This window comes from Paraburkholderia sp. GV068 (assembly GCF_003058125.1).
Taxonomy (GTDB): domain Bacteria; phylum Pseudomonadota; class Gammaproteobacteria; order Burkholderiales; family Burkholderiaceae; genus Paraburkholderia; species Paraburkholderia graminis.
This window is the reverse complement of record NZ_QBUB01000013.1, coordinates 45,464-61,771: the sequence shown is the minus strand read 5'-3', so window position 1 is coordinate 61,771 and position 16,308 is coordinate 45,464. Positions and strand designations below refer to the sequence as shown.

At 64.4% G+C, this 16,308-nt stretch carries 12 protein-coding genes; 5 read left to right on the top strand and 7 right to left on the bottom strand.

What is annotated here, in order from left to right; genetic code table 11:
• Window positions 1-57: 57 nt before the first annotated feature.
• The 4 genes from C8K18_RS24080 to purT all read right to left on the bottom strand — a co-directional run bounded on the left by C8K18_RS24080 (window position 58) and on the right by purT (window position 3,939).
• The gene (locus C8K18_RS24080) at window positions 58-1,710 is read right to left on the bottom strand and encodes an acetolactate synthase large subunit (protein ID WP_053857748.1); all 1,653 of its coding nucleotides are present in this window, start codon (window positions 1,708-1,710) and stop codon (window positions 58-60) included.
• A 291-nt stretch (window positions 1,711-2,001) separates the two neighbouring features.
• Window positions 2,002-2,358 carry an MliC family protein gene (locus C8K18_RS24075; protein ID WP_029969966.1) on the bottom strand — a complete coding sequence of 119 codons (357 nt, stop codon included), beginning with the start codon at window positions 2,356-2,358 and terminating at the stop codon, window positions 2,002-2,004.
• A 22-nt stretch (window positions 2,359-2,380) separates the two neighbouring features.
• Window positions 2,381-2,629 carry a DUF6726 family protein gene (locus tag C8K18_RS24070; RefSeq protein WP_258196192.1) on the bottom strand — a complete coding sequence of 83 codons (249 nt, stop codon included), beginning with the start codon at window positions 2,627-2,629 and terminating at the stop codon, window positions 2,381-2,383.
• An 86-nt stretch (window positions 2,630-2,715) separates the two neighbouring features.
• Window positions 2,716-3,939, bottom strand: coding sequence for a formate-dependent phosphoribosylglycinamide formyltransferase (gene purT, locus C8K18_RS24065; protein ID WP_107710259.1), 1,224 nt, complete (start codon window positions 3,937-3,939; stop codon window positions 2,716-2,718).
• A gap of 252 nt (window positions 3,940-4,191) precedes the next feature.
• On the opposite strand from purT, the gene C8K18_RS24060 reads away from it, so the two are divergent.
• A complete protein-coding gene (locus C8K18_RS24060) occupies window positions 4,192-4,740 on the top strand; it encodes an META domain-containing protein (protein ID WP_107710261.1) in 549 nt (182 codons plus the stop codon).
• 170 nt (window positions 4,741-4,910) lie between these two features.
• A complete protein-coding gene (locus C8K18_RS34085; RefSeq protein WP_107710263.1) occupies window positions 4,911-9,425 on the top strand; it encodes a DNA translocase FtsK in 4,515 nt (1,504 codons plus the stop codon).
• 138 nt (window positions 9,426-9,563) lie between these two features.
• Here the strand turns inward: C8K18_RS34085 and C8K18_RS24050 are convergent, their stop codons facing one another.
• Window positions 9,564-10,856, bottom strand: coding sequence for a lactonase family protein (locus C8K18_RS24050; protein ID WP_107710265.1), 1,293 nt, complete (start codon window positions 10,854-10,856; stop codon window positions 9,564-9,566).
• A 242-nt stretch (window positions 10,857-11,098) separates the two neighbouring features.
• On the opposite strand from C8K18_RS24050, the gene C8K18_RS24045 reads away from it, so the two are divergent.
• Window positions 11,099-11,251, top strand: coding sequence for a DUF3096 domain-containing protein (locus C8K18_RS24045; RefSeq protein WP_006048361.1), 153 nt, complete (start codon window positions 11,099-11,101; stop codon window positions 11,249-11,251).
• 223 nt (window positions 11,252-11,474) lie between these two features.
• Here C8K18_RS24045 and C8K18_RS24040 read toward each other — a convergent pair whose 3' ends face one another.
• Window positions 11,475-11,720: a hypothetical protein gene (locus C8K18_RS24040; protein WP_006048362.1), complete on the bottom strand. Its 246-nt coding sequence runs from the start codon at window positions 11,718-11,720 to the stop codon at window positions 11,475-11,477.
• A gap of 253 nt (window positions 11,721-11,973) precedes the next feature.
• Between C8K18_RS24040 and C8K18_RS24035 the strand changes: the two genes are divergently transcribed.
• Both C8K18_RS24035 and C8K18_RS24030 read left to right on the top strand, forming a co-directional pair.
• A complete protein-coding gene (locus C8K18_RS24035; protein WP_107710267.1) occupies window positions 11,974-13,896 on the top strand; it encodes a glycoside hydrolase family 15 protein in 1,923 nt (640 codons plus the stop codon).
• A 181-nt stretch (window positions 13,897-14,077) separates the two neighbouring features.
• Window positions 14,078-15,355: a polyhydroxyalkanoate depolymerase gene (locus C8K18_RS24030; protein WP_006048364.1), complete on the top strand. Its 1,278-nt coding sequence runs from the start codon at window positions 14,078-14,080 to the stop codon at window positions 15,353-15,355.
• 110 nt (window positions 15,356-15,465) lie between these two features.
• On the opposite strand, the gene C8K18_RS24025 is transcribed toward C8K18_RS24030, so the two are convergent.
• A complete protein-coding gene (locus C8K18_RS24025; RefSeq protein ID WP_006048365.1) occupies window positions 15,466-16,098 on the bottom strand; it encodes a TetR/AcrR family transcriptional regulator in 633 nt (210 codons plus the stop codon).
• Window positions 16,099-16,308: the final 210 nt, after the last annotated feature.

Here is a 16,308-nt window from a genome sequence, read left to right as displayed (position 1 = left end):
AGATGACAGCGGCAACTCGGGCCTTCTTGCACGAGCAGGAAGCCGAACCGGCGCCGCTCACAATTGCGCGGACAGCCGCTTGATCTCGCGGTTCAGCACGCGCTCGTTATCCGAATAGTCAATGGGCAGGTCGATCACATGCACGCCCGGCGTCGCGAAACACTCGCGCAGCAATGGCGCGAACTGCTCCGCCGATTCGATCCGATGCCCCTTCGCGCCATAGCTCTGCGCATACGCGACGAAGTCCGGATTCGCCAGCGTCATGCCGTAGTCGGGGAAGTTCATGTTCTCCTGCTTCCAGCGGATCATGCCGAACGCGTCGTCGCGCAAAATCAGGATCACAAGATCGAGCTTCAGACGCACGGCCGTTTCGAGTTCCTGCGAATTCATCATGAAGCCGCCGTCGCCGCACACGGCCATGACCTTGCGCTCCGGATGCACGATCTTGGTGGCGATGGCCGACGGCAAGCCCGCGCCCATCGAGGCCAGCGCGTTATCGAGCAGCAGCGAATTCGGTTCGTGCGCGCGGTAATAGCGCGCGAACCAGATCTTGTACATGCCGTTGTCCAGACACACGATGCCGTCCACCGGCGTGGTCTCGTACACGTCGTTGACCACGCGCACCGGATACATGGGAAAGCGGTCGTCGTGCTGGCCTTTCACCAGATGCGCCTCGAAATGCTCCTTGATCTCCTTGAAGCGCGTGAAGTCCCAATGCTCCTGACGCTCCTTGAGGCTTTCCTTCAGTTGCCACACCGCGTTGGCGATGTCGCCGACCACCTCGATCTGCGGGAAGTACACCGTGTCCACTTCCGCGCCGAGGAAGTTCACATGAATCACCGTTTTCTCGCCGGCCTCGCCGCTGCGCATGAAGAACGGCGGCTTCTCGATCACGTCGTGTCCGACATTGATGATGCAGTCGGCGTGATCGATCGCGCGATGCACGAAGTCGCCGTCGGACAAGGTCGCGTTGCCGAGCCACATCGGATGCGATTCGTCGATCACGCCCTTGCCCATCTGCGTGGTGAAAAACGGAATGCCGGTCTGGTCGACGAATTCGCGCAGCATCTTCGTCGTGGTCTTGCGATTGCCGCCCGCGCCGATCATCAGCAACGGATGCTTCGCTTTCGTGATCGCCTCGACCGCGCGCGCGACCGCTTTTTCTTCCGCGACGGGACGCCGGCTGTAGCTCTTCGGGATCGGCTTGCCGTCGCCTTCCTCATGCGCGACGTCCTCGGGCAGTTCGAGATGCGTGGCGCCGGGGCGTTCTTCTTCCGCCTGCCGCACGGCTTCGCGCACGGCCGCCGGAATATTCGCGATCGACACGATCTGGCGTGTGTATTTGGTGAGCGGCTCCATCATCCGCACGACGTCGACGATCTGAAAATGGCCCTGCTTGCTCGACTTGATCGGCTTCTGGCCGGTGACCATCAGCATCGGCATGCCGCCCAGTTGCGCGTACGCGGCCGCGGTCACGAAGTTGGTGGCGCCAGGGCCGAGCGTCGCGAGACAGACGCCCGTGCGGCCCGTCAGGCGTCCATAGGTCGCGGCCATGAAGCCCGCCGCCTGTTCGTGACGTGTCAGGATCAAACGGATTTTCGAGCGGCGCAGCGATTCTAGAAGATCGAGATTCTCTTCACCGGGGATGCCGAACACGTACTCGACACCTTCGGCTTCCAGCGATTTGACGAACAGGTCCGATGCTTTCATGGAGGGTCTCGCTTGATGGTATGGACGCGGACGTGAAGCCGGGCCGTGGGTGAGCGGAAACGGACTTTCGGAGACTCGGGCGACTGCAGAGACGGTGATGATCGCGACGACGGCGACCGTCGCGGCGACGCGCCGAAGGTCACGCCGGACAGCTTACTACTCAGGGGGAAATGATGCGCGCACGCTGGCAATGCTGCGTGGCTGAAGAAAGAAACAGGCGGCTTCGACGCGCCGCTCGATGATGTCGAGCGGGCGCGTTCGGTCGAAGTTCAGCCGAAGCTCACCCTAAGCTCAGCGATTGAGCGTAATACAGTCGGACAAAACCGGCGTTGCGTCCTCGCCGGCCATGACGTCGTAGAGATCGGCGCGCGGGCCCTTGGTCCACCACGTATAGCTGCCGGCCTGATATTTCACGCCCGACGCCGCTATCGTATTGACGAACAGCAGTTGCTTGCCCTTCACCGGCACGAGCGCGAAGCTCTGGCCATTGGCCGTGTTCCAGTAAGTGACGTGCAGAATCTTGCCGGTCGCGCACGTGTATTTGCGCGTCTGGCGGCTTTTGGCCTGAACCTCGTCGAGCTGCGAGGGCGCGGCGAAGGTATAGCCGCAGATCGCCGCGAGGCTCACTGCAAGCAGCGTTTTTTTCATTGGATGCCCCGGTCGTTGCGGATCAAGGGTCGATGACATCGGCGCAGGCGTCGGTCGGTGCGGCGGCTACGTGTCCGACCACCGGCACGATCTTCAGCCCCGCCGACGCAATGCGGCACGGCGCGGCCGCGAGTCCGCAGCCCGTCAATCCGGCGCACAGCGCGAGCAGCACGCCGAGAGAACCAAGCGTGCCGACAGAGCCGGCCGCGGTGCGCCGCGTTGCCACGCGCGCCGCTTCGTAACTGGATTCCTGCGGGGATTCCTGCGACATACCTACCTCGACTTCAATGAACCCGCGATTTGTTCGATGGGCTCGGATCATTCAGACCAGCTTTGCGGACATAAGCCCGACGCAGATCATCGCGCGGATTTCGCGGACACCGGATGCACCGCCGCCGCAGCCTCTTTCGCACGCGAGCGTGCGTCGCCGATGTTCTCGCCGGTCGCAAGCGCAACGCCCATGCGGCGCTTGACGAAACTCTCCGGCTTGCCGAAAAGACGCAGATCTGCATTCGGCACGGCAAGCGCGGCGGCGACGCCTTCGAATGCAATGCCGGCCTCGTCGAGTCCGCCGTAAATCACGGCCGACGCACCCGGCGCACGCAACGACGTGTCCACCGGCAAACCGAGAATCGCGCGCGCGTGCAGTTCGAATTCCGAAAAGCGTTGCGAGCACAACGTGACGAGGCCTGTGTCGTGCGGACGCGGACTGACTTCCGAGAACCATACGTCATCGCCGCGCACGAAAAGTTCCACGCCGAAGAGTCCACGCCCGCCGAGCGCGGCCGTGACCTTGTGCGCGACTTCGCGCGAACGCTCGAGCGCGAGCGGGCTCATCGGCTGCGGCTGCCACGATTCGACGTAATCGCCCGCGACCTGCACATGGCCGATCGGATCGCAGAAATACGTGGCGACTTCGCCGTTCGACGGATCGACCGCGCGCACCGTCAACTGCGTGATCTCGTACTCGAAGTCGATAAAGCCTTCGACGATCACGCGCCCGTGATTCACGCGGCCGCCGGCCATCGCGTATTGCCAGGCCGGTTCGACGTCCGCGTCGCTGCGCAGTACCGACTGCCCTTTACCCGACGACGACATGACCGGCTTCACCACGCACGGATAGCCGACTTTCGCGATGCCCGCGCGCAGTTCATCGAGCGAATCGGCAAATGCATACGGCGAGGTCGGCAAGCCGAGTTCCTCGGCGGCGAGGCGCCGGATGCCTTCGCGGTTCATCGTGAGTTGCGTGGCGCGCGCGGTCGGGATCACTTCGGCGATGCCGTCGCTTTCGATTGCGGCCAGCGCGTCTGTCGCGATCGCCTCGATTTCCGGCACGATCAGATGCGGACGCTCCTGTTCGACAAGTGCGCGCAGCGCGGCGCGGTCGGTCATGTCGATCACGTGCGAGCGATGCGCGACCTGATGCCCCGGCGCATTCGGATAACGGTCGACGGCAATCACTTCGACGCCCAGCCGTTGCAGCGCGATGATCACCTCCTTGCCGAGTTCGCCCGCGCCGAGCAGCATGACGCGCGTGGCGGATTCAGAAAGGGGCGTGCCGATCCGTTGGCCGATCTGCATGAGGTCTCCAGATAAAAGTCGGATGAGGGTGGGATTGGGTGGAACACGATGTTAACATGCGGACCCCTCGCCGCGGCTTGCTCGCGGCGCCCGGTTTTAATCCGCACGCGAAGCGCAACGGGTCGCTACATGACGCCGCACGGCGCGGCGCACGCAGGCAGCGCCTAGTCAGTTCGCGCCAATGTCCACGAGCGCGCCGCGCGCCGAGTGCGTTACCCTTACGCCTTTGCCAGTTTGAAGAGGAACGACGCCATGCAACCACGCTTGTCCACGCGACGTCTTGCGCGCATCGCCCCTTACGCGCGCACGGCCCTCGCCGCGTTGAGCGTCGCGGCGCTGCTCGGCGCATGCGCGATTCCGAAACATCCGGATTCGGAAGCAGCCGCGCCTGACCCGTTCAACCCCGCCGCGACGCAATTGCTCGATGACACGAGTTGGACGCTCACCGCGTGGAAACAGTCGGACGGCACGGCGCGCACGGTTCCGTTCGCGAACCTCGGCACGCCGATCACGCTCACGCTTTCGACTGCCGGAGGCCAGCGGCACGCGAGCGGCTTCTCCGGCTGCAACCGCTATATGGGCTCGTACGCGCTGAAGGACGGCAAGCTCTCGTTCGGCACACTCGGCGGTACGCGCATGGCCTGCGCGACGCCGGGCGGACAGATCGAAAGCACTTATCTGAACGCGCTCACGCATATCGCGCGAACCGGCGTGCAGATGCGCGCGCCGCAGCAGATGCAGCTCGTGCTCGACAACGGCGATACGCTGGTGTTCGAGCGCAGCGGCAGTGGGGACAAATAAGCGGGAAACAGTGGTGAAGCGAACGGCGCGTGAGTTTGAGTTGTCCGGCGCGCCGCCCGCTTTGCACGAGGACGCAGGCATACTTGCGTCCGCCTTCGAAGCGTTGCGCTTCGCCGGTTTAAACTCGACGGATTGCGTTTTTGCCAATCCGTCATTCGTCGATGTCTAGTATGCACACGGTAGTTTTCGGCTGGTTCGGCGGGTCGGCCGTCTGGTTCATTCCTCTCATCTGGCGGCTCATCAAGTCGATGTTGCCGGGCGGCGCGGGCTTGCGCGGCCCCGGCACGATCCGGCTATGGCTCGGCTTCGTCTGTGCGATGGTGGCGAGCTGCACGCTCGAGGCGTCGCTGATCGGCGCGGCCGGTATGAACGCGATCGGTCACGCGCTCGCGGCGGGCTTCGGCCATCTGCTCGGGCATATCGGCACGCCGCTCGCGGCGCTCGCGCTCTTGGTCGTGAGCCTGCCGTGGCTGATCGGCTTTCACTGGAGCGAGTTCCTCGCGTGGGCGGACGGCGCGTTCGGCCTCGGCCTCGCGTCGCGCGGTCTTGCGAAACGCGACGACGAAGCGCGCCGCCATCGCGCGCTCGACGACGGTGCGCCGCCGCACATCTCCAGTTCGATGAACACGATGGCGCCAAAAAGCAAGGGGCGCTACGCGCGGCCGACCGTGTGGCGGCCGCCTGTCAAGGGACGAGCTGCGGGTGGTGCGGCTGTCGGCGGTGCGGGTTCGGTGGCGGCTGGACCGGCTGCTGGCCGGGACGCGGGGACGCGCGCGGCTGCGCAAGGGTGGCGTGGCGGGCAAGGTGTGACGCGCGGCCAGGTTGCGCCGGTTGAGCCGGTGTTGCGGACTGGTAGTGCGGCGCCGGTGCGGCAGGCGTCGGGGCAGACGCCGGTGTCTGGGTCCGGTGCTGGGAAATCGGGTTGGTCGCCGGCTGAGCCGGTTGCGCCCGCTGGGTGGTTGCGGGAAGGGAGTCCGCGGTCGGGGGCGGGTGCGAAGGTCGGCGTTGGTGGCGTCGGTGGCGTCGGTGGTGTTGGTGGTGTTGGTGGTGTTGGTGGCGTCGGTGGGGCTGCGTCGGTGGCCGTCGGCCGCGCGGCTCGCGAGCCTGCAAGCGGTGGATCGTTGCTTAGCGGAGCCGCCGCTGGTGTTTCAGGTGCGGGCGCGACTGCCGCCTACGGTGCGTCGAGTCTTGCCGCCCGCGCGGGAACAGCAGCCGACGCGACGCCGACTAGCGTGGACGTCAGTGGACGTCCTATAGCGAACAGAACCGCCGCGCCGCTCAATCGCGCGGTATCGCCAGCGCACGGGTTGTCGTCGGCTGCGCGCGTGGAGGATGCCGCGGCGGCCTCGGGCGTGCGCCGTCCGTCATCGACGGCGCCGGCCTTTACGAGGCCGATGGCCGCCGCCGAAAAAGTCACGCCGCCCGCCAGCGTCCAGGAGACGCTGCGCAGCATCGCGGAAAACGCCGCACGTTGGACGGATATGGCCGGCGTCAGCCTCGCGCGCAGTAGCGGCGCGGAAGGCGCGAAAATCGCGGGTATGAATGTAGCGTCGAAGGGTCTGGCGGGCGCTGGTTTGGTGGGCGGGGCGAGCGAGGCGGCTTCGGGAGGCCCCGGAGTCGCTTTGGGAGGTAGCGGAGCTGCTGCAGATTCACAGGGCAGCGGAGTCGAAGCCACTTTGGCACGCGCCGGAGTCGAGGCTGCTTCACGATGCACCAGCGTCGATGCCGGTTTGGTAGGTGGCGGAGCCGCGGCCGATTCACAAAGCAACGGAGTCGATGCCACTTTGGCACGCACCGGAGTCGACGCTGGTTCACCATGCGTCGAAGTCGACGCCGCTTCGGGACGCGCCGCAAGCGACGCGCCGTCCTCTGACGCGCACGCCCTTTCGCGCGACGCTGTGGAATCCGCATCCTCAACGAGCGATGCGTCGCATCAGCAGTCCGATCGCAGTGTCGAAGACGCTTCTATCGCGCCGACCGTTCAATCGGCATCGCCTACGCCCGCGGAAACGTCGCCGGAAACGGCTGTCGAAACGCCGACTCGCGCGCCGTGGACTGAAACGCAGCCCTCTGCTGCGGCCAGTCCCCCGCCAGTCGTGCAATGGCCGATCGAACCGCCTGTCATTCAAACACCGGCTGGCGCACTGACCGACCAAGCTGTACCTTCCGCGCCCGCGTTCCAGCAGGCAGCGTCTATCACGCCAGCGACACAGCCCGCAGCAGAAGCGCCCGCGCGGACAGCAGTGGCTGAACCGTCATCTGCTTTTGCATCGACGGTCGCCCCGCCGGTTGCGCCAACGACGCACGTCGCCCCGCCGCTTGCTCGCACGCCGTTCGGAATCTTCGCGAGCCGGTTGCAGCAAACGGATGCGCCGTCGCAGACGCCGCCGTGGGAACAGGAGGTGCACTCTTCGACGGAAGAACGGGAAGAGGACGCGCAAGAAGACACGCACGGTATAGCAAGCGCAAACGCGAGCACGGATACCAACCCCGACACGGACCGGAACCGCGATCCGCAACGCGAACTACCCGCTGCGCCGCCCGCGGACGACGCGCGGTTCATCGCATCTGACAACGGTTCGTGGACGCCGCACGCTGCAAGTGCAAGTGCAAGTACAAGCAAAGACGCAGCGGCAGGCGCAGCTACGCCGTCGTCGTCGGCCGATAGCGACGCGCTCGCGTCCCCTGCTCTCTCGCACGTCGAACCGAGGCTCGCTGATGTCGACAGCCCGCAAGTAGCCGAGCTCGCCGCCGCACCCGAGCAAACCATCGCACCGCCGGCATCATCGAACGTCGTGCGCTTCCCGGGTCTCGCGACGCCGATGCAAGCGCAGACGGAGGCACATGCACCGACGCACGCCGCGCCGGTCCAGCACAATAGCGTCACTGCGCCGCCGCCCGCTGCACTCGTTCAGCCGACGCCTGGCCAAAGTCATGGCCTCTTGGCACCGCTCGCTCAAGCGAACGCTGAGCGCGAGCCGACGCCCGCCCAAAATCCGGACCTCTTGGCATCGTCCGCTCAGGCTCACGCTCAAGCTCAAGCTCAAGCGAACACCGAATTCCAGCCGACGCCGCCCCAAAACCCAAGCCTCTCCGCACCACCCGCTGAGGCGCCGGCCCAGCCAACCACCGAACCCCAACGCACGCCCCTGCGCGGCCACGGTCCAACCAACGGCTTCGAATTCCACGCGCCGGCTGCGTCGATGGTCGAACTGCCCACGCTCGACCTGCTCGCGCCCGCGGACACCCACATCGAACCCGTCTCCGAGGAGAAGCTCATCGAGACAGGCCTTCTGATCGAGCAACGACTGCAGGAATTCAAAGTGCCGGTCACGGTGGTCGGCGCATCGGCCGGTCCCGTGATTACGCGCTTCGAAGTGGAACCGGCGCTCGGCGTGCGCGGCAGCCAGATCGTCGGCCTGATGAAGGACCTGTCGCGCGGTCTCGGACTCACGTCGATCCGCGTCGTCGAAACGATTCCCGGCAAGACCTGCATGGGGCTCGAGTTGCCGAACGCGAAGCGCCAGACGATCCGCCTGTCCGAGATTCTCGAAGCGAGCGTCTATCAGAATTCGCACTCGCAACTGACGCTCGCGATGGGCAAGGACATCACCGGCCATCCGGTCGTCGCCGATCTCGCGAAGGCGCCGCACATGCTGGTCGCGGGCACGACGGGTTCGGGCAAGTCGGTCGCGATCAACGCGATGATCTGCTCGCTGCTCTTCAAGGCGACGCCCGAGGAAGTGCGCCTCATCATGATCGACCCGAAGATGCTCGAGCTGTCGGTCTACGAAGGCATTCCGCATCTGCTCGCGCCCGTCGTCACCGACATGAAGCTCGCCGCCAATGCGCTGAACTGGTGTGTCGGCGAAATGGAGAAGCGTTATCGGCTGATGTCCGCAGTCGGCGTGAGAAATCTCCCTGGCTTCAATCAGAAAATTCGCGACACGGAAGCGAAAGGCAAGAAGCTCGGCAATCCGTTTTCGCTGACGCCCGAAGCGCCCGAGCCGCTCGCGCCGTTGCCGCTGATCGTCGTCGTGATCGACGAGCTTGCGGACCTCATGATGGTGGCGGGCAAGAAGATCGAGGAACTGATCGCGCGGCTCGCGCAGAAAGCGCGCGCGGCCGGCATCCATCTGATTCTGGCGACGCAGCGGCCGTCCGTCGATGTCATCACCGGGCTCATCAAGGCGAACATTCCGACGCGCGTCGCGTTCCAGGTGTCGTCGAAGATCGACTCGCGCACGATTCTCGACCAGATGGGCGCGGAGTCGCTGCTCGGCCAGGGCGACATGCTGTTCCTGCCGCCGGGCACGGGCTATCCGCAGCGCGTGCACGGCGCATTTGTCGCCGACGAGGAAGTGCATGCAATCGTCGAGTATCTGAAGCAGTTCGGCGAGCCGCAATACGAGGAAGGCATTCTCGACGGCCCTGCGACCGACGGCGGCGCGGCGCAGGACCTGTTCGGCGACTCGCCGGATGCGGAAGCCGATCCGCTTTACGACGAAGCCGTGGCGTTCGTGGTGCGCACGCGGCGCGCGTCGATTTCGTCGGTACAGCGGCAGTTGCGCATCGGCTATAACCGCGCGGCGCGTCTTGTCGAACAGATGGAGACGGCCGGGCTCGTGTCGGCGATGGGCATCAACGGCAGCCGCGAAGTGCTCGCGCCCGGGCCGGCGGAATAGCGCGCAGACCGCCGGCAAATTGCCGGCAGCAACCATGCGCGTGCATGACGCCGGTTAGCGGCGCCGCATGAACCACCAGCCACGAACAGGGGCCGCTCGAAGCGGCCCCTGTTCGTTCAACCTGCCGCCTCGCCTCCCTCACGACGGCGACACCAGCTTGAAGTCCACCGGCGAGCCGATCTCGATCCGCTTGGGATTCGCTTCCAGCAAACCGCTCTGCTGATCGCGCCGGAACACATAGACGGTATCGCTGTTCTGATTGCCGACGATCAGCCATTTGCCGGTCGGATCGATTGCAAACTCGCGCGGCGACTTGCCGAGACTCGATTGACGCCCGATCTTCTTCAGATGTCCATTCGTCGGATCGACGGAGAAGATCACGATCTCGTTCGCATCGCCGCGATTGGTCGCGTAGAGAAAGCGCCCGTCCGGCGACAGATGAATCGCCGCCGCGCCTACCGCGCCCTTGAAGCCCGGCTCGGTCAGCGGGATGGTCTGGACCTGCGTGAGCTTGCCGTCGGCGTAATTGAACGTGCTGACGGTCGCGGCGAGTTCGCTCGTCAGGTAGGCGTGCTTGCCGTCGGCGCCGAAAACCAGGTGCCGCGGACCGGTGCCTGGCTTCTCCTGCGTGTAGCGCCAGTCGGTCGGACTGAACAAACCGCGGCTGCCGTCAGCCGTGTAGCGGTACGAGTACAGCTTGTCGGCGCCGAGATCCTGCGCGAAAAGATAGTGCCCGTCCGGAGAAAACACCGTCGAGTGCACGTGCGCGTTGTCCTGGCGCCCCTTGACCGGACCGCTGCCTTCATGATGCACGGTCAGCACCGACGCGCCGAGTTGCCCGTCGGCTTGCACCGGCAAAACGGAGAAGCTGCCGCCCGGATCGGCCGCGACCGAATAGTTCGCGGCGAGCAGGTATTTGCCGTCCGGCGAGAGACTCAGGAAGCACGGGTCGTTGCCATCGGCGGAAACCTTGTTGAGAAAGGTCAACTGGCCGCTCGCGGCGTCGAAGCGAAACGCGCTGACGCCGCCGCGCTGGCTCGCCGGTCCGTTGTCGCCCGGCAGCTCGTTGACCGCGTAGACGAAGCGGCGGTCGCGGCTCACCACCAGGTACGACGGGTTCACCGTCTGCGCGACGGACACGCGTGTGGCGTCGCCCGTCTTCGTGTCGAAGCGATAGACGTACAAGCCTTCGCTCTTGCCGCCGGTGTAGGTGCCGACCAGCAGGTTATAGACGGCGTCGGCGGGAGCGGAACCGGCACCCGAACCGGCGTCTTGCGCGAACGCGGGCGAAGCGGCAATCGAGACCATGAGCGCGAAACCTTTTATGATCGAGCGGGCGGAGTGCATGGGAGACCACGCGCGCACGCGTCGTGAAGAAGACCGGTCAGGAGCTGGCGCGGCAGGCACAGCGTCCCGGTGACGAAGAAGCATACGACCTCCTCTACGTGGATTATGAGAGCAAAGCGGTTGTCATCGTGCCTCTGGTCTGCCGCGCCGAAGTCGAGCGTTATTCTTGTCGGGCAAGTATAAAAGCGTTGCAACGGATCATGCAGCGAAGCGGCCTGCCGTGTCGCCGCGGCGAATCGTCGGGCGGCATGACGACTGCATCGGTAGCAATTGCCCTGCCTCTCGGGGACGTTTTTAATCGCGTGTCACCACACTACGGAGTTTTCATGAACATCACACTGAGCCTGGGCCCGCTGGTTTCGCTGATCGCCGGCATTCTGATTCTCGTGATGCCGCGGCTGTTGAACTACATCGTCGCGTTGTATCTGATCATCATCGGGATCATTGGTATTTTTGGCGTGGGCTCGTCGCACTTCTGACCGGAGAAGCCGGGCGCAGGACGGCCCGGCTTCTCTCGTTGGTAAAAGACGTGGATGCAGCGGGAAAGAATGCCGTAGGGGGAGCAACGGCGCGCGAAGACGCACGCGCGCCGGCGCGACCGCACCGTTCATTGGCGCGCGTTAAGCGATAGATATCATGCGTTCAAACGGCACAGCGCATCCGGCCGCAGCCGGCCGCCGACACCTGCGTCGCAGACGCGACTCAGCCGTTCGAAAGCTGTTCGAGGCGCCAGCGCCCCTGCAGCGACAACGCGCCGACGGCATAATGGCCGTCACCTTCCTGATAGCGCCGGAAGCAGGCGCGTTCGATCAGAAAGCTCGCGGCAGTCTGCATGCCATTGCGGCTGAGACCGAGGCGGCTATGATCGAGTGGCAGCATGGAATCGTCCGCGAGTTGGCTCGCGGCGGAGAGAATCGTGATGCAGTCGGATTTTGACGGATTCAGCATGGCTTTCGTCCTCCAAACGGCGTGTGCATGCGCGATGGGCAAGCCGGCTTCGCAAACCCGAAAGTTTTAGGCATCGGCTGGATTACTGATTGTAGGCAGCCATTTGACAATTACAACCCGCGTTTTGCCGCATTGTGTGCGGTGAACCAAACTGCAACCCGCAAGTCCGGAAGAAACCAGTGGGGCGCAGCCGAACTTGCCGCGCCCGCTACTCAAAACGATCAACGTACATTAGGTATCGAAACGCACGGCCATGCCCGCACTCATCGAAGACTATGCGCTCATCGGCGACGGCCACACGGCCGCGCTCGTCTCACGCGAAGGTTCCGTCGACTGGCTCTGCTGGCCGCGCTTCGACTCCGGCGCCTGCTTCGCCGCGCTGCTCGGCACGCCGGACCACGGCCGCTGGCTGATCTGCCCCGATAGCGGCAGCGGCAGCGGCACCGAGACCGACGCCGACAGCGGCAGCGACACGCCGCCGAAAATCACCCGCCGTTATCGCGGCGAAACGCTGATCCTCGAGACCGACTTCGAAACGCCCGAAGGCGCGGTCACGCTCGTCGACTTCATGCCGCCGGGCAACGGCTGGTCGGAGATGGTGCGCATCGTCGTCGGCAAGCGCGGCACCGTGCGCATGAAGATGGAACTGGTGCTGCGCTTCGACTACGGCTTTTCGATTCCGTGGGTCGACCGCCTGAAGCACGAGAGCGGGATTCGCGCGATCGTCGGTCCGGACAACGCGGTGCTGCGCACGCCCGTCGATCTGCGCGGCGAGAACATGAAGACGGTTGCCGAGTTCACCGTCAGCGAAGGCGAGCGCGTGCCGTTCTCGCTCGCGTACTCGGCCTCGCATCTGCGGCTGCCGCCCGCGCGCGATCCGCATACGGCGCTGGCGCGCACCGAGAATCACTGGCTCGAATGGTCGGCGCGCGGCACCATCGAAGGCAAATGGGCCGAGCCGATTCGCCGCTCGCTGATCACGCTGCGGGCGCTCGCGTATGAACCGACCGGCGGAATCGTCGCCGCGCCCACGACGTCGCTGCCGGAACAGCTCGGCGGCACGCGCAACTGGGACTACCGCTACTGCTGGCTGCGCGACGCGACGATCACGCTGCTCGCGCTGATGCGCGGCGGCTACTACGACGAGGCGCGCGCCTGGCGTACCTGGCTCGGCCGCGTGATGGCCGGCGCGCCCGACCAGTTGCAGATCATGTACGGCCTGGCCGGCGAGCGGCGCCTGACCGAATACGAGGTCGACTGGCTGCCCGGCTATTGCGGCGCGAAGCCGGTGCGGATCGGCAACAACGCGGTCGGACAGCTCCAGCTCGACGTGTATGGTGAAGTCATGAACGCGCTGCATCTCGCGCGGGTCGGCGGCCTGCAGGCAGACGACACCGCGTGGAACGTGCAGTGCGCGCTGCTGCGTCACCTCGGCACGATCTGGCAGCAACCCGACGAAGGCATCTGGGAAACGCGCGGCGGCCGCCAGCATTTCACTTTCTCGAAGGTGATGGCGTGGGTCGCGTTCGACCGCGCGCTGGCATCGGCGGAAATGTTCAATCTCGAGGGGCCGCTCGACGAATGGCGCGCCACCCGCGCGCAGATTCACGCGGAAGTCTGCGACAAGGCGTGGAACGCTTCGCGCAATGCGTTCTCGCAGACGTACGGCAGCGATCAGCTCGACGCTAGCCTGCTGCTGCTGCCGCTCGTCGGCTTCTTGCCGCCGCACGATCCGCGCGTGAAAGGCACGGTGGAGGCGATCGAGCGCGACCTGATGCACGACGGCTTCGTAATGCGCTACCGCACCACCGAATTCGACGACGGCCTGCCGCCGGGGGAAGGCACGTTTCTGGCTTGTTCGTTCTGGATGGTGGACAACCTGGCGCTGCAAGGCCGCCTCGACGAAGCCATTGCCATGTACGAACGGCTGCTCGGCCTCTGTAACGACGTCGGGCTCCTCGCCGAGGAATACGATCCGGCGGCAAAGCGGCTCGTCGGCAACTTCCCGCAGGCGTTCTCGCATGTGGCGCTCGTCAACACGGGCCTGAACCTGATGAAGCACGAACAGGCGATGGCGCGCGCAACCGGGCAGCCGTCGCATAACGGCACGGAAGATGCTGAACTTAAGGCTGCTGCAAGCCCTGATGGCGGCGCAGCAGCATCGCCAGTAGCATGATTCGATGACATTTTTACGGATCGGCGCCGCCGGAATGCTGCATTGCACAAGTATCCTGCTTTCTATATGATCGAACTGTCTGTCGGCCTATAACCGATCTACCAACAACCAAGAATGGCCAGCCGCAACGCCACATGCGTGTTTGCGAAGCCCCATGCGAACCGCTTAAAACGGAGCACCCATGCTCTATCAACTGCACGAATTCCAGCGGGCTATGCTGAGCCCGCTCACCGCCTGGGCCCAGGCCGCGTCGAAATCGTTCGCGAATCCTGCTAGCCCGCTGGCTTACGTGCCCGGCGCTACCCGCCTTTCGGCCGGTTACGAACTGCTCTACCGGCTCGGCAAAGACTATGAGAAGCCGGAGTTCAACCTCCATCAGATCGTCAAGGACGGCCACAACATCCCGATCATCGAACAGACGATCGTCGAGAAGCCGTTCTGCCGCCTGCTGCGCTTCAAGCGTTTCGCCGACGACAGCGACGCCGTCACGCAACTGAAAGACGAGCCGGTCGTGCTGGTGTGCGCGCCGTTGTCGGGCCACCATGCCACGCTGCTGCGTGACACAGTGCGCACGCTGCTCCAGGACCATAAGGTTTACCTGACAGACTGGATCGACGCGCGCATGGTCCCGCTGGAAGACGGCGAGTTTCATCTGGACGATTACGTCGCCTACATTCAGGATTTCATCCGCCACATCGGCGCGAAGAATCTGCATGTGATCTCGGTGTGCCAGCCGACTGTGCCGGTGCTTGCCGCCATTTCGCTGATGGCGAGCCGCGGCGAAGAGACGCCGCGCACCATGACGATGATGGGCGGCCCCATCGACGCGCGCAAGAGCCCGACTTCGGTGAACTCGCTCGCCACGCAGCATTCGTACGAGTGGTTCGAAAACAACGTGATCTTCACGGTGCCGCCGAACTATCCGGGCGTGGGCCGCAAGGTCTACCCGGGCTTCCTGCAGCACACCGGCTTCGTCGCGATGAACCCGGAACGTCACGCGGCTTCGCACTGGGACTTCTATCAGAGCCTGTTGCGCGGCGACGAAGACGACGCGGAAGCGCATCGCCGCTTCTACGACGAGTACAACGCGGTGCTCGACATGGACGCCGACTATTACCTCGACACGATCCGCGTCGTGTTCCAGGAATTCAGTTTGGCCGAGGGCACGTGGGACGTGGCCGGCGAACGCGTGCGGCCGCAGGACATCACGAAGACGGCGCTCTTCACGATCGAGGGCGAGCTGGACGATATTTCCGGCGACGGCCAGACCTATGCCGCGCACGAGCTGTGCACCGGCATTCCGGAAAAGCACAGGCGTCACTTCACGGCTGAGAAGTGCGGCCACTACGGTATTTTTTCGGGCCGCCGCTGGCGCACGATCATCTATCCGCAGTTGCGCGACTTCATCCTCGAGCACAACAAGGCGCCGAAGGTCGTGAAGGAAAAAGCCGAAGTCTGAACGCGGCTCACGCTATGCAGCATATGAAACGGCCTCCTGACGGAGGCCGTTTGCTTATGCGTGCATCTCGAGGCAATGCGGGTCTATCAAGTCCAACGCAAGACGCCGCCCTACTTCCGCAACAGATACGCAAGCAGCAGTTCGGTGTTCATCTGAATCACTTCGCTGCGTTCGCCCGGACTGCTGAAATCGCGGCCAAGCGTGGCTTCGAGCGTGAAGCGGTTCGACACGATGTAGTAACCCATGCCCGAGAGCGTCACGTAGAAGCGCAGCGGATCGACGTTCGTGCGAAACAGACCCGCGCGCTGGCCTCGCTCGAGAATGCTGCCGAGCGTGGCGACGATCGGCGAAATCATTTCGCGGATGCGCGTGGACTTCTGCATATAACGCGCCTCGTGCAGATTTTCGTTGTTGACGAGGCGCAGCAGTTCGGGATGATCGCGGTAGTAATCCCAGACAAAATGCGCGAGGCGTGTAACGGCTTCCACCGGCGCAATGCCGTTCAGCTCGAGCGTGCGCTCGGCTTCGTTGAGCGCGCTGAACGCGTGCTCGAGTACTGCCGTGAAAAGCTGCTCCTTGCTACCGAAGTAGTAATAGAGCATGCGCTCATTCGTCTCCGCGCGGCGGGCGATCTGATCGACGCGCGCGCCGAATAGCCCACCATTTGCGAACTCTTCGGCTGCCGCAAGCAGAATGCGGCGCCGGGTGCCTTCAGGATCTCTTTTGATTTTCGGCTGATTCATGGTGGCATGGTCTTCGTGAGCCGCGTTATCCGGATCGCACCGCCGGCCTCTCCTCGGGCCTTGCACCGACAGCACTGGACGGCTGGTTGGAGGGAAAACCCTTCTGCGGTCTTTCGAAAAAGGCGCTTCGATTATGGCACATGGATTGCGGATGGCAATTGGGGAAATCGGCGATAATGTGGTGCTTAGTTCAAGCTGTGCGGCCGCCCG